Raw genomic sequence first — 14,539 nt, 5'->3', positions numbered from 1 at the left:
TTAACGCTTATCACGGCAGACTTCACGGCTGGATAGCTCGGTTTCACGGCGTAGCAACGAAATACCTCGATAATTACCTAAGTTGGTATAGGTTTATTGAATCAAGTGATAACCCCAATGAAAACAGTCTGTTGTTATCGCAGACACAGTTAATTGGGACATAGCCAATGGGATTGGTATTACTAAATTTTATGCCTTGTATTTATCCATTTTTCCTCATGAAAAAGGTGATCACTTAATTAATCAAATTGGTATTAGTAAACTCATCTACGAATGCAGTGAACGCTCAGAATGTAAAAAGCCAGCGAATGCTGGCTTTTAAGATAAGTTATAGCGCTAAAATATTAAATTAAAGCACGCCACGCTCTATCTGATTGAGTTCGATTGACTTAAACAAAGCGGTGAAGTTACCTTCGCCAAAACCTTGGTCATCAACACGTTGGATCATTTCAATAAAGATAGGTCCAAAAATATTCTTGGTGAATATCTGTAACAAGTATGAATTTTCTTTTTGGCTGTCGACTAATACTTGATGATCACGAATGCGCTGATGATCTTCTTTTACCCAAGGAATACGATCAAATACATCGTCATAATATTCAGGTACGATATTTAAGGTATCGATGATGTTTTTATCTAATTGATCTAAAGAGCCTAATAAATCATCTGAGATAAAGGCTAAGTGTTGCACACCTGGACCATTATATTCATCTAAATATTCGTCTATTTGGTTATTACTGGTACCTTTACCTTCATTAATAGGAATACAGAAGGTGCCACAAGGCGATTGTAAAGCGTATGAGACCAAAGCCGATTTTGCCCCTTTAATATCAAAGTAGCGAATATCAGTAAAACCAAAGATGTTTTTATAAAAATTAGCCCAATGCTCCATTGTGCCCTGGTAAACATTATTAGTTAAATGATCAACGGCTTTAAAGCCTTTATCTTTTACTAATACTGGCTCAGCAATATCTTCAAAATCATCTTGGTATATTGAGCCTTTAGCGCCAAATTTTTCAATGAAGTAAATTAAACTATCACCAATACCAAAAATAGCAGGGTAAGGTAATTTATTGTCAACCTCTTGCGCTGACTTTGCACCACGAACAACGGCTTGCTCAAAAGCAAACTCAGCATCTTCTACACGCCAACCCATTGAACAAATTGCTGGGCCATGGCTTTTAGCAAACTCTTTAGAAAAACCCGCTTGTTCATGATTTAAGAAAAAATTAATATCGTTCTGATTAAAATAATCGATATCACGGCCTTTGAATTTTTTTGTTTTTGAAAAGCCGAAACCATAAAAAGCATTTTCCATAAAATCAGAATCTGGCGACGCATATTCAATAAATTCGATACCACGTAAATTAAGTGGGTTAGTTACTTCTGTCATAGTTATTTCTCTCGTTGTAGCAATAGAGCGATTATTACCGTGAATTCGACACAGTGGAAGTGAATGAAAAAACTGACATTTTTTGCGGCGTAAATCTATTTTTACGTACAAAACAGATGAATTGTTAGCGATGAGGATCTAAGCTATAGCTAGCACCGCCCACAGATGTAACTATATATTTACAGCAAATTTAAGCCTCGACAATTCGTTCAGTTAACCGTCAAAAAGTCTTAAATAATTTGAACAAGTCACCACTTGAACTAAATTCTATAGGCAAAAAAAAACGCTAACTCTAGTGAAGAATTAGCGTTTTAAGCATTATATTTACACTAATGACTAACTAGTGTGTTGCTCTTTACGTGGACGCTCAGACGATGCTGCTGGTGTCTGAGTATCAGAAACTGTAATCTCTAATGCTTGACGACGAACACGAACACGCTTTAATTGCGTAAATGACTTGTCAGGCATACCTTTAGGTAATTGCACATAACTATGTTTGTCGTGTAAGTTAATCGCACCAATGTAGCTACTATCTAATGAAATTTCATTAGCAATAGCGCCAACGATATCACCAGGACGTGCACCATGCTCTTTACCTACTTCTAGGCGGTAAGTCTGCCAATCAACATCTGAACGTGCAACTTTCGCTTTACGAGGAGCGCGCTCTGGACGGTTCTCATTACGACTATCACCACGGGCTTCACTGCGACCGCCACGAGCTTCATTACGACCACCACGGCTGTCATTACGAGCACCACGACTATCACTACCTTTGCTATCACGGTCATTTCTTTCACGTGCATCACGACGAGGTTTTGGATCTTCTTTTGGTTGTAGAGGCTGCTTTAACTGTTTTTGATAAAGTAACGCTGCCGCTAAGTCTGTCATTGAAAGTTCTGACTCACTGGCCATTGTTTCAATAATTTCACGCATTGCCGTTAACTCTTTATCAGCAACAATACTAGATAACTCATTACAAGTACGCTCAATACGTGCCTTACCTATTTCTTGGATATTAGGTAAGTCATACATGGCAATGGTACCAGAAGTTAAACGCTCATAATGACGTAAAGAATACATTTCACGTGGGCGAACAAATGAAATGGCAGTACCACTACGGCCAGCACGGCCAGTACGGCCAATACGGTGAACATAAGCTTCGTTGTCACCTGGTAAATCATAGTTAATAACTAATGAAAGACGAGGGATATCAAGACCACGAGCAACAACATCTGTTGCTACAAGAATTGATGACGCACCAGATTTAAGTTGATCAACAGTACGTTCACGCTGTGCTTGGTTCATATCGCCATTTAAAGCAACAGAGGCATAGCCGGCACGTTCTAATTTTTCAGCAACGTCAATAGTATCATTACGAGTACGTACAAAGATTAGCATCGCATCGTATTCAATAGTTTCAGCAATACGCTCTAAAGCCGTCATTTTGTTAATGCCGCTAACTTTCCATGCATATTGAGTAATATTAGCTTTTTCTTTTTTCACTGCCGCAATTTTAATATGCTCAGGATTTTTCAAAAAGCGATTCGCTACTTTACGAATTTGTGCTGGCATCGTTGCAGAAAACAAGGCCATTTGTGTTTCTTTCGGTAAGTGCTCAAGGATCCACTCAATGTCTTCTAAGAAACCCATGTTTAACATTTCATCAGCTTCATCAAGCACACAAAATGATAAATTATCTAATTTAAGGCTCTTACGACGTAAGTGATCCATCAAACGACCAGGCGTACCAACAACAACTTGTGCACCACGCTCTAGTTGTTGAAATTGTGGCTGGTATGATTGACCACCATATAAAGTAGCAACACGTAAACCTTTCATGTGTTGTGCAAAAGTTTCAATCGCTTCGGCTACTTGAATAGCTAACTCACGCGTTGGCGCTAGAACCATTAATTGTGGTTTACGAAGCGTTACATCAATTTTTGCTAGTGCAGGCAAACCAAATGCAGCCGTTTTACCGGTACCTGTTTGCGCTTCACCAAGGACATCTTTACCTTGCAGTAAAGGCGGAATTGTTTGTGCTTGAATTGCAGTAGATGATTCAAAACCTAGTGCTTTTACAGCAGATACTAAGTTTTCAGGCAAACCAAGGGAGTCAAAGCCTACAGAGGCGTTGTTAAGATCAGTCATATAATTTTTGTCTTCTCATGGTAGAAACTGGCTATACGCCAAAATTCCTACGTACATATACGAGGAAACCACCAGGAAGACTTAAGGCACATTCTTACGTTAACGTTGAAAGGTTAACTGGGCAAGTCTATGGGCGGATATACCCCACTCATTTTAAGTTTCTGTAATTCGCTAAGTTTCACTTGGAAACTTTTTCGATTGACGATTACAGAGGCGCGCATTATACAGATGCGCTTAATTTATACAAGCTATAATGTCTATCAAACGCTATTAAACCGTAAAAAAAGCATAAAAACCTATAAATGGCGCTTTAAGCTCTGCTGAACATTCTACAATAATTAAAACAAATCTTACTTAACTGTCAATTTTAAAGCCGCCTTTTACCTTTTTAAGCCGTAAATTGCCTGAACCGCTTGCCAGGATTTCTAACCCACCAGCTTGCTCTATCTCAATATCAATATCACTAGAGTGATAGTTGTAGTCAATAGTAATCTCGCCGGCTACTTTTTTGACCATTAAGTCACCTGAACTATCTTCAATATCAAGATTACCATCAGCGTTATTAATCTCTATTGCTCTAGAGCCTTCAATAATAGATCTACAGATTAGATGTTTTCTGCTGAAAACAACCATTAATTAGCCAGTTTACCAACCATAGCTAAGAAGCAATAAGTTGATTGATCACTTCTGGCAATACGCCAAAGACCAAGCCAAATGTAATAAAGCTATACACTAATACTTGCTCAATAATATCACCTCCAAGCGCTTTAACTTTGCCGTTCATTTTTTGCGTATCGCATAGCGTATCGGATGGCGTATCAGCAAAAATCTTAAAGATCATCGGTAAATAATAAGCTAAGCCGATAGCACTACCGATAATAAGCGTGGCAATTAACCACCAGGCATGAGCAATAGTGGCCTGACTTAAGATATAGAATTTACCAATAAAGCCCATGGTTAAAGGAATACCCGCCAAACTCAGCAAACCAAGTATCATCAACAAAGCATAACTCGGTGCACGCCAAAACAAACCTTGTAAATCAGTTAATGAAATATCTTCTTGGTAAAGCGAGCTGGTATTTTGCTGTTGAATTAACGCAATAATGATAAAAATGGAGAGGTTAGCAACGGTATAAGCCGCTAAATAAAATAACGCACTTTGCCAAGTAAACGCCAAACTTTGCGCTGAAGTAACAATAATGACAATCAGTAAATAACCCATATGAGCAATCGATGAATAAGCTAATAAACGTTTTAAATTTTGCTGTTGAAGCGCCATAACATTACCCAACAACATCGAGATTACTGCAAATGATGTTAAAAACAATTGAAAATTTTCCAGTAATAAATAGCGCTGAGCGATAATACACTTAAGCAAAACAACGAACATAGCGACTTTTGATATCGTGGCCATTAACATAGTTATGGGTGTTGGCGCTCCTTGATAAACGTCGGGTGTCCAGAAATGGAACGGCGCAATTGATAATTTAAAGGCAATGCCAGAAACAAACAACAATAGCCCTAGCTGAAAAAACAACCCTAAGCCTTGCTGATGGTATATCGCAGTAGGTATAGTGGCATTAAAGCTCAGATCACCAGTAACGCTATAAATAAAAGCAATGCCTAACAGCATAAAACTCGATGCGGTGGCACTTAATACCAAATATTTAAAGGCACTCTCAACGCTGTAATTACTCTCGCGATGATAACCCACTAAACCCACCAAACTAATACTTAACAGCTCAAAGCCCAAAAACAAACTGGCAAAATGGTCGCTAGCAACCAAAACACCCGCCCCAAGTACTAGGAGCAATAACAATAAATAATATTCATCATGCACTTCTACATGCGCTTTTAGAAAACTATGGCTCATTCGTAAAGCCACCAAGGCAGAGATCAGTATCAAACTAAAGGCAAAAGTGCTGTAACCATCAACTTTTAATAGTTGCGTTACTTGGGTTGCTGGCATTGCTTGCAAACTTACATTGGCTAACAAGGCGATAAAAAGTGTCAAAAAAGTGAATAGTGCTATGGTGCGTTGTGATCTTTTCCACGCCACCAGCAATAAGGCTAATGTAATGCCAAAAGCAATAATGAGCTGCGGCAAAATTGCGCTAGCCATCGTCATGGTTAGCAAAGGTTGTGAGTTACTCGCTATAGACATCATCACTTAGACTCCAAATGAGAATTTAAGCAGTAGCATCGGATATAAGCCAATAGCTAAGAGCATCAATAATAATGAGCCACAAATAATCAGCTCCCTAGACTGCAGATCAATAATTTCTCGCTTGGGCGCACCTTGAAAACTTGCTTGGAACAACACCATGCCATAAATAGCCGAGCCAATAAGACCCAAGGCAGCGATAATGGCAAACTCAGGCATGACTTGAAATACGCCAACTAAACTCAAAAATTCACCAATAAAGTTAGCTAAACCCGGTAAACCAAAAGCAGCACCAGCAAAAGCCAAAGCAAATCCGCCCATACGAGGCGCACTTTGCCAAAAACCGCCCATATCTGCCAAATCTCTACTGTGAATGCGTTGATAAATCATACCCGCCATAGCAAACAAAGCAGCACTACTTAAACCATGTGCCACCATAGTGACGATTGCACCTTGATAAGCCATGCTGTTAAACGCAAACAATGCCAGCATCACAAAGCCCATATGGCTAATACTGCTATAGGCGACTAAGCGTTTAAAGTCTTGTTGTGCAAAAGCCATTTTCGCGCCATAAACAATACTCACCACTGCCAATGTCGCGGCAATAGGGGCGAATTGCACACTGGCTTGCGGAAATAAGAAAATAACAAAACGAATTAAGCCGTAAGCGCCGGTTTTTAGTAGTACCCCAGCAAGCAATACGCTACCGGCTGTTGGCGCTTGGGTATGCGCGTCAGGTAACCAACTGTGCACCGGCACCGAAGGTAATTTAACCGCAAAAGCAATAAAAAAACCTAACATCAAATATTGACTAATTTCGAGCGGAATATCCAACAAAAGCCAATCGAGGTAATAAAAACTTAACTGCCCCGTTTGCAATAAATGAAAATATCCCGTGGCAATAATAGCCACTAGCATCAATAAACTACTGACTTGGGTAAAAATGAAAAATTTTAGCGCGGCAAAGTATCTTTTTTCATGGCCCCAAATAGCAATAATAGCGGTCATGGGTAATAACATGACTTCCCAAAAAAAGAAGAAAAGAAACATATCAACCGCAACAAAAACGCCAATAATGCCGGCAATAGTGAGCAGTAAATTAAAATAGTAAAAACCGACATGGCGCTTAATTTCACGCCAAGAAACTAACACGCAAATAATCGCTAACAGCCAAGTCAGTGCTATTAGCACAATGCTTAACTGATCAAGCGCAATACTGTATTGAATATTAAAAGTTTTGATCCAATTTATTCGGCTCAATACCTGTAACTGCGCAAAGTCATTATTGTGGCTAATAGCATAGTTGATAACAAAGCCCGCAAAAGTTATTGCTAATAACGCTAAGCTCATTAATGCTAGCCATTTAGCACTACCTTGCCAGTATCTTTCAGCGCGCCAAGCTAATGCACCCGTAATCAGCAATGCCAGCATAATAAGGCTTAGAGTCATAAGAGGCTTACTCCTAACAACAGCATTATTGCTAGCCCAAAGGCAGCTAAGTACCAGCGTAAGCTACCATTTTGCACGAAAATCAAGCTGTCGTGCCATAAGTTAACATACCCAGCATTGAGCATAATAATTTGGTCGAAAATATCGTGCTTATTTATCTGGGCAAGCCACTGATAAGGTTTAACTAACAGTGCATTATAACAAGCATCAAAACCTAAACCTTGACGACAAAACACCACAAATTTACCTTTACTCGGCTGAATATTATGTTTAGTACCTTTAAGCGGCGATAGGCGATAATTTTTAAAATAAAACCAAGAAAACAAAATACCGATAAAGGGCGTTATAATAGCAACGGTATGTAACCAAGTCGGTTCAATCAGCTGCGCTAAAGGCGTCTGAATAACCGTTGAGAACACCAAAGTAAGATCAAGTGGAATAAGCCCACCAAATAAAGACAACAAAGCCAAAACGATTAATGCACTGCGTAACAGTGTACTTTTTTCTGGGTGTGTGTTTTCAGAGAAGCGTGCCGTACCAAGAAAGGCGAGAAAAAATAACCGACAGCTATAAATACTGGTTAACAACGCGCCTAAAATAGCACACCACCATAACATTGGCCCTGCTGTGCTTGACGACCAAAGCTGTGCAATAATCGCTTCTTTAGAGAAAAACCCAGAAGTGCCCGGTAAGGCCATTAGGCAAATTAAACCCACCACAAACAAACTAGTTTCAAAGGGTAATTTTTTAAATAAACCGCCCATTTTAAAAAGATTTTGTTGATGATGCAGCGCATAGATAACGGCTCCTGCCGTTAAGAACAGCAGCGCTTTAAAAAAGGCATGCGTCATTAAATGAAAAACGCCGGCAGACCAAGCACCAGCACCGAGTGCCAGCATCATATAACCAATTTGGCTCATGGTTGAATAAGCCAAAACGCGTTTAATATCAGTTTGTGCCAGTGCAGCAACGCCGGCGAGTAATAAGGTTGAGGCACCGAGCCAAGCGACATAATTCATCACTTCTGGTACCAATAAAAAGATGCCATGCATACGGGCAATTAAATACACCCCTACCGTGACCATAGTCGCAGCATGTATCAGGGCGCTGACCGGCGTTGGCCCTGCCATAGCATCAGGTAACCAAGTTTGCAGTGGCAATTGCGCTGACTTACCAACAGCGCCACCAAGCAATAATAAGGCAATCCAGTAAATATCATTGGCTTGCTCAGCACTAGAAACAGGGCTGGAGCCAGCAGCAAGATTATGGCCTTGTTGAGCAAGTGTCGTTACCGCTTTAATGTTTAATTCACCAAAAGTATTAAACAACAGCAGCAAGCCTATCACCATTGAAGTATCGCCAATACGGGTAACAATAAAAGCTTTACGCGCAGCTAAAATATTGCTCTTTTCTTGATACCAAAAACCAATCAATAAAAAGCTACATAAACCAACGCCTTCCCAGCCCAAATATAGCAGCACTAAATTATCGGCTAAGACCAATATCAACATAGCGACAATAAATAGATTCATATACGCCATAAAACGCGAAAAATTCGCATCAGTTTTCATATATATGGCAGCAAATAAGTGAATTAAAAAACCCACACCGGTAACCACACTGATCATGACAGCGGATAAACCATCAAGGTAAAAGCGCATATTAACTTCACTAGTACCCATTTGATTAGTTAGATCAAACCAATGCCAAAGATTAACGGTCAGCACCTGGTTTTGGCTAGCGGATAATTCAAATAATAATATCGCGCTAACTAATACCGTCAGCGCGATACTACTGACACTAATGATGGCCGCAAGCTGCCATGACAGCTTTTTACCAAAGGCAATTAACACTAAGAAGCTCACTAAGGGGTAAAAAGGTAAACTCGCTAATAGCACTATCATTACCCCTTCATCTGATTTAACAAATCAATATCTAAAGAGCGATATTTCTTTTGCATACGGATTAATAAGGCTAACCCTACGGCCACTTCAGCAGCGGCAAGCGTTAAAATTAAAAGAAACATCACTTGGCCATCAGCTTGTTGCCAAACGCTACCGGCACCGATAAAAGCAACGCCGACGGCATTTAGCATGATTTCCAAGCTCATCAAGATAAATAGCGTATTTTTTCTTGCCACTACGCCAATAAAGCCAATAGCAAATAATAGAGTCGATAGAATAAGCACATGAAACAAGGGAATAACGGTCATAGTGGGCCCCCAGTAACATCAGGTTTTGCATAGTGATAGCCGGCTAGTAGACCTGATAAGAGTAAAAAAGAGGCAATTTCAACCGCAAGTAAATAGGGGCCATACAACATAATACCAACCGCTTTTGAGCTGATAACGCTCGCGTGCAGGCTTTGTTGCATATCAGCATTGTTAATAATCACAACAATTTCTACTAACAGCGCAAATGCCAACAACATCGCGCCCAGCATATTTGCTAAATTTGTATTCCTTGGCGCGTTTGTTGTTTCATCTGTACCTAAGCCGAACATCAGCACAGCAAAAACAAATAATACTAAGATCGCACCCGCATAAACAATCACTTCTAACCCAGCTGCAAAAGGCGCTCCCATCAAATAAAAGCAAATCGCAACGGCTAATAACGACACCACTAAATATAACAGCGCGTGCACGGCATTATGACCAGTAACCACCTTTAAACTAGCAATAACAGCGACCAAACCGGCAAGGTAAAATAGGCTTTCAATTGAGCTTAAATTAGCTAACATTTTCTCTCTCCTTGCCACTATTTTTAGCTTTATATAACATAGCTATGTCGCAATTCATGGCATTAATCCCTTAATATCAATCGGCGGCCTTTCCTGCTCCGCTTCTCCCTTGCCTTTACCCGCAATCGCAATACCCGATTGTTGATAAAAGCTATAATCTGGATATTTACCTGGGCCATTAATTAATAAATGTTCTTTCTCATAAACTAAATTTTGCCTATCGTATTCTGCCAATTCGACATCTGGGGTTAACTGAATCGCATAGGTCGGACAAGCTTCTTCGCAAAAACCACATAAAATACAACGTGAAAAGTTAATACGAAAAAAATCAGCGCGCTTGCGGCCATCAACATCAACCACTTCTTGCAACGCAATACAATCAACCGGACAAGCGACCGCACAAAGGTTACAGGCAACGCAGCGCTCTTCGCCATCAGGGTCTCGGGTTAGCACAATACGACCTCGGTATCTGGGTGCTAAATAGGGTTTTTCTTCTGGATACTGCACCGTATCGGCTTTGGTAAAGGTATGTTTAAGCACTAACCACATGGTTCGAAGTTGACTAAACATCATCACCCCCGTTTACATTAATATTAACAGTATGAATTTGATTGAGTTTAATCATAGTTATAGCACTCCCGTTAGGTGCAATACCGCGGTAACCAAAAGATTTAATAACGCTAGAGGTAACATTACTACCCAGCCAAACTTTAGCAGTTGGTCAAAACGTGGCCGTGGCAGTGATGTTCTTAAAAGAATAAAAAACATCACAAAAAACATCACTTTAATAATAAACCACAGTAGCGGAGGCAACCATGAAGCAAGCGGTTCAGGCATCAACCAACCGCCAAAAAACAGTATTACTGACATGGCTGATATTAAGGTAACGCTTAAATACTCACCGAGAAAAAACAAGGCAAATTTCAGCCCAGAATATTCGGTATGAAAGCCAGCGGTTAGTTCAGTTTCAGCTTCTGGCAAATCGAAAGGCAGTCGATGACTTTCAGCAATACCCGCCACTAAGAAAATAAAAAAGCCAACAAATTGTGATTGAATAAGCCAACCATCGACTTGTGCCAACACGATTTCACGCAAATTGAAGCTACCGGTGAGTAGCACCACACCCATTACAGACAGCCCCATAAACACTTCATAACTCACGGTTTGTGCCGCCGCTCTCATGCCCCCTAACAAAGCATACTTAGAGTTTGACGCCCAGCCCGCCAACACCACGCTATAAACAGCGAGCGAAGCCATCGCAAGAAAAAATAGTAAGCCAATATTTAAATCAGAAACACCAATGCTTGGAGAAAAAGGCACCACGGCGAAACTCATTAATACACACATAGCACCAATAACAGGCGCTAAAACAAAAACGAGCCGATCACTAAAAGGTGGTATCCAATCTTCTTTACCAAGAATTTTCAGCAAATCTGCCAATGACTGTAAAATACCAAATGGCCCCACTCGATTTGGACCACAACGGTCTTGCCAAATGCCAATCATTCGGCGCTCAACCCATACCAACATCGCCGCTATGGGGATCAGTAAAGCGATAATGGTGGTTATTTCAAACAGTTTCCAAAGCATTTCAACCATCATTCAACCCTCCTAAGAACAGTCGAATGGGAATAGTTTGATCTTTTACTTTTAACCTTTCGAGCATCTTCTCTTTACTTTTTTTCGCCGCTATTAACCCATTATTAAATTGAGCAAGATAATCAGTGACTTCCTGATCACACGCTAAGGAAATAGTCATTTCCAGTTCATGCGACAATGACTGACAGAGAGAGAAATTACCAAAAACGAGAGAGCTAGTTAACTGCTTTACGATACAAACTTGGCTGATAATGCTCTGACTAGCTAATTGCATTTTTTCGTTAGTGGCTGAAAAGATAATTTTGCACCACTGACTTTTTTTAACCCCAGCTTGCTGAGCTGTCTCAGCATTAATATAAATTTTATTACTTTGTCGTAACATTTGAAATTCAGGAGTTAGCGCCGCTTGCCACTCACTGAAATAAACATTTTTCTGTTGAACATAAGTTAAAGGCTTAGCCGCTTGGTTTTTAGCCGCACTACTTTCAGCCGCGTCACTTTTAAAAGTACGATCTGTAATTTTTTCGGTTAATCGCCAACAAGGGTTACTGGCAATTTCGCTTAATATTGGAATAAATACTGCAGCTTTTTCCGTTAATAATTGACCATTAATTTCTGTTTGAAATTGACCAATAGCTTGGTTTGAATTCCAACCTGGCGACCAAGTAAAGGGCATATCACTACTCTGCCCAGCGGATCGTCCTTCCATTGAAAAACTAAAGTTATCATCAATTTTTTGGGTGGTTTTTGCTTCATGTACCGTGATATTAGCCATTTGCGCTGTGCGTCCACTGGCTCGGTGACTCATTCTCGCAATAGCTTTTTTCTGAGCTTCATCACTCTTTGTTTCATCACTCGCTTTCGCCATCAACTTAGGCCATTGAGCATAAGTGTCGATAAAAAATTGATGCAACTGAGCCAGTGATTCATAAGCGCTTTTTTTAACGACAACTTGAGTATGCTGGTTGGACTTAACACCACCTGCTTCTGTCACTTTACTGGCTACTTTTATACCGACAATATCGGCAATATTATCTAACCAACGCCAGCTTTCTTGTATCGGCAGTACCGGTACATGCACTTGCACGAACTGCTGTGCTCGGCCTTGGTAATTAACATAATGACCATCTCCTTCGCTAACCGCCGCAACCGGCAGCACAATATCGGCGATACTTGAAAGTCGGTGCTCAGAATGATCTAGCACAATCAGGGTTTGAGCTGATTTTCGTAACTGCGCAATTTGAATAGCTGAGAGATTTGCCAGTTCTTGCTCCAGCAAGATCAACCCTTGATAGCTTTTATCTGGGTCATTAAGCTGCGCTAAAACTTGTTCAATTGACAGCGATTGTTCATCTAAAATTGATAATAAACCAACGCTATTACTACAAGTCGGCACAATAATTAATGCTGGCGCTATCATGTCATTTTGCGATTTAAACGCCGACATTAAATTGGTAATATTACTCAATAGTTCAGCACAAACGGCACTGGTACCAGAAATAAACAATGGTTTAGTGGCTTTGCGCAAAGCTTTATAAATTGAAGTAATAAAGCTTTGCTCAGTAACGCTTAACTGATCTTGCTCAGCTAAATCCTTAAGCGCTTTTTCTGCCTTTTTGTCATTGTTAATCTTTTGAACATGACTAAGCTGTAAAAGCTTAGTCAGTGTCGCTAAACATTTTGATATTTGATCTACCGGTAAAAGTAAGGCTTGCTCGGCAACATCATCGAGTTTAGTCGTGGTACTTTGCAGAGAAAATAACGGTGATAGTAATTTACCGCCAATGGTTCGCACCGCGCTATCTTGCCATGATGGGATCCCTATTTTTGCGGCTTTATCATTCGCGGCATTGCCCAGTGCTTGGCGCACTGACAAGGCCATTCTTGGTGCGGTTTGGCTGATATCTTCCGCAATAACAAAAATAAAATCGCTGTTTTCTATCTCCGAGAGACTTGGTGCTTTGTTTGATGCCAGTAATTGCGCATGTTGCGCCGCCACTTTCATTTCTTCATCATAATAGCCGGGGCTAAATTGCTCAGCGCCAACAATGTTTTTTAAATAAAAATTAGCTTCTAACGAGGCACGAGCAGAGCCAATACCGATAAATTGTTTTTTTCTAAAATGCGACAAAGCTTTTGCAACATCTAATTTAGTTAAAGTTATAGTTGACTGTTGCGCGATACCTTTAGCTTGTCTGATACGCTGTTCACCGTTGACAAAGCCAATACCAAAACGACCGCGGTCACAGATAAAATAGCCATTAATATCGCCATTGTAGCGATTCATCACCCGACGCACTGAGCCATAACGTTCGCCAATACTCAAGTTGCAACCCACAGAGCAATGGCTACAAACCGACGGTGCAGATTGTAGATCCCATTTGCGGGTATAGTGCGATGAAAAAACTTTATTGGTAAACACGCCTGTTGGACAAACCTCAACTAAGTTACCGCTAAATTCACTTTCCAAAGCACCGTCAGACTGGCGACCAAAATAAACTTGGTTTTTTGAACCATAAACACCAAAATCTTTACCGCCAGCGTAGTCATTGTAAAAACGCGTACAGCGATAACAGGTGATACAACGGTTCATTTCGTGACCAACTAATTCGCCTAAATATTGATTGCTAAATGTGCGTTTTGTACCCTGATATTCCCGCACGCTGTGGCCGGTCATTACCGTCATATCTTGTAAATGGCATTCGCCACCCTCAGCACAAACGGGACAGTCGTGAGGATGATTAGTCATCATGGCGGCGATAACTTGCTCACGAAATTCGCTAGCCGCTTTATTTTTAATACTAATGCGCATACCGTCAGTAACTGGGGTAATACAAGCCATGACAATACGGCCGCGTTGATCCGCTTCATCTTGAAACTGCGTAACGGCGCACTGACGACAAGCACCAACAGAACCCATAGACGGATGCCAACAGAAATAGGGCAAGTTTAATTTTTGTGATAGCACCCCAGCCAGCAAATTATCTTCAGTGCTGAGCTGATAAGGCACATCATCAATGAAAATCGTAACTTTCTTTTCACTCATA

General features: G+C 40.4%; 11 protein-coding genes and 1 pseudogene. 1 reads left to right on the top strand and 11 read right to left on the bottom strand.

Translation table 11 applies throughout. The features are described 5' to 3' along the window. A pseudogene (locus ESZ39_RS05795) lies at positions 1–164 on the top strand (IS1595 family transposase); the annotation flags it as partial. 185 nt (positions 165–349) lie between these two features. Here the strand turns inward: ESZ39_RS05795 and hppD are convergent. From hppD to nuoG, 11 genes are all read right to left on the bottom strand, one after another. Further along, positions 350–1,393, bottom strand: a complete 1,044-nt coding sequence (gene hppD, locus ESZ39_RS05790; RefSeq protein WP_146878909.1) for a 4-hydroxyphenylpyruvate dioxygenase — start codon at positions 1,391–1,393, stop codon at positions 350–352. A 336-nt stretch (positions 1,394–1,729) separates the two neighbouring features. Beyond that, a complete protein-coding gene (locus ESZ39_RS05785; RefSeq protein ID WP_146878907.1) occupies positions 1,730–3,541 on the bottom strand; it encodes a DEAD/DEAH box helicase in 1,812 nt (603 codons plus the stop codon). Positions 3,542–3,895: 354 nt separating this feature from the next. Next, on the bottom strand, positions 3,896–4,174 hold the full coding sequence (locus tag ESZ39_RS05780) for a hypothetical protein (protein WP_146878905.1): 279 nt from the start codon (positions 4,172–4,174) through the stop codon (positions 3,896–3,898). 25 nt (positions 4,175–4,199) lie between these two features. After that, positions 4,200–5,708 carry an NADH-quinone oxidoreductase subunit N gene (locus ESZ39_RS05775; RefSeq protein ID WP_146878903.1) on the bottom strand — a complete coding sequence of 503 codons (1,509 nt, stop codon included), beginning with the start codon at positions 5,706–5,708 and terminating at the stop codon, positions 4,200–4,202. 3 nt (positions 5,709–5,711) lie between these two features. Further along, positions 5,712–7,154 (bottom strand): NuoM family protein, encoded by a 1,443-nt coding sequence (locus ESZ39_RS05770; RefSeq protein WP_146878901.1) that lies wholly within the window; start codon positions 7,152–7,154, stop codon positions 5,712–5,714. Then, positions 7,151–9,058: an NADH-quinone oxidoreductase subunit L gene (nuoL, locus tag ESZ39_RS05765; RefSeq protein ID WP_146878899.1), complete on the bottom strand. Its 1,908-nt coding sequence runs from the start codon at positions 9,056–9,058 to the stop codon at positions 7,151–7,153. The genes ESZ39_RS05770 and nuoL overlap by 4 nt, the downstream gene beginning before the upstream one ends. Beyond that, complete coding sequence (gene nuoK / locus ESZ39_RS05760) at positions 9,058–9,366, bottom strand: NADH-quinone oxidoreductase subunit NuoK (protein WP_146878897.1); 309 nt, start codon at positions 9,364–9,366, stop codon at positions 9,058–9,060. Before nuoK ends, nuoL begins: the two co-directional genes overlap by 1 nt. Further along, positions 9,363–9,893: an NADH-quinone oxidoreductase subunit J gene (gene nuoJ, locus ESZ39_RS05755; RefSeq protein WP_223270257.1), complete on the bottom strand. Its 531-nt coding sequence runs from the start codon at positions 9,891–9,893 to the stop codon at positions 9,363–9,365. Before nuoJ ends, nuoK begins: the two co-directional genes overlap by 4 nt. Before the next feature lie 54 nt (positions 9,894–9,947). Continuing rightward, entirely contained in the window at positions 9,948–10,463 is a 516-nt protein-coding gene (nuoI, locus tag ESZ39_RS05750; RefSeq protein WP_146878925.1) for an NADH-quinone oxidoreductase subunit NuoI, read from the bottom strand. Positions 10,464–10,520: 57 nt separating this feature from the next. After that, positions 10,521–11,492 (bottom strand): NADH-quinone oxidoreductase subunit NuoH, encoded by a 972-nt coding sequence (gene nuoH, locus ESZ39_RS05745; protein ID WP_146878923.1) that lies wholly within the window; start codon positions 11,490–11,492, stop codon positions 10,521–10,523. Then, positions 11,485–14,538: an NADH-quinone oxidoreductase subunit NuoG gene (gene nuoG / locus ESZ39_RS05740; protein ID WP_146878895.1), complete on the bottom strand. Its 3,054-nt coding sequence runs from the start codon at positions 14,536–14,538 to the stop codon at positions 11,485–11,487. The genes nuoH and nuoG overlap by 8 nt, the downstream gene beginning before the upstream one ends. Position 14,539 lies beyond the last annotated feature (1 nt).

Source organism: Colwellia sp. C1TZA3 (assembly GCF_007954265.1).
Taxonomy (GTDB): Bacteria; Pseudomonadota; Gammaproteobacteria; order Enterobacterales; family Alteromonadaceae; genus Cognaticolwellia.
This window is presented reverse-complemented; position numbering and strand designations above follow the sequence as displayed.

Bases quoted from the DNA above. Each gene is read 5' to 3' on its own strand.
- hppD (WP_146878909.1), bottom strand. From the start codon at position 1,393: ATGACAGAAGTAACTAACCCACTTAATTTACGTGGTATCGAATTTATT.
- ESZ39_RS05785 (WP_146878907.1), bottom strand. From the start codon at position 3,541: ATGACTGATCTTAACAACGCCTCTGTAGGCTTTGACTCCCTTGGTTTG.
- ESZ39_RS05780 (WP_146878905.1), bottom strand. From the start codon at position 4,174: ATGGTTGTTTTCAGCAGAAAACATCTAATCTGTAGATCTATTATTGAA.
- ESZ39_RS05775 (WP_146878903.1), bottom strand. From the start codon at position 5,708: ATGATGTCTATAGCGAGTAACTCACAACCTTTGCTAACCATGACGATG.
- ESZ39_RS05770 (WP_146878901.1), bottom strand. From the start codon at position 7,154: ATGACTCTAAGCCTTATTATGCTGGCATTGCTGATTACGGGTGCATTA.
- nuoL (WP_146878899.1), bottom strand. From the start codon at position 9,058: ATGATAGTGCTATTAGCGAGTTTACCTTTTTACCCCTTAGTGAGCTTC.
- nuoK (WP_146878897.1), bottom strand. From the start codon at position 9,366: ATGACCGTTATTCCCTTGTTTCATGTGCTTATTCTATCGACTCTATTA.
- nuoJ (WP_223270257.1), bottom strand. From the start codon at position 9,893: ATGTTAGCTAATTTAAGCTCAATTGAAAGCCTATTTTACCTTGCCGGT.
- nuoI (WP_146878925.1), bottom strand. From the start codon at position 10,463: ATGTTTAGTCAACTTCGAACCATGTGGTTAGTGCTTAAACATACCTTT.
- nuoH (WP_146878923.1), bottom strand. From the start codon at position 11,492: ATGGTTGAAATGCTTTGGAAACTGTTTGAAATAACCACCATTATCGCT.
- nuoG (WP_146878895.1), bottom strand. From the start codon at position 14,538: ATGAGTGAAAAGAAAGTTACGATTTTCATTGATGATGTGCCTTATCAG.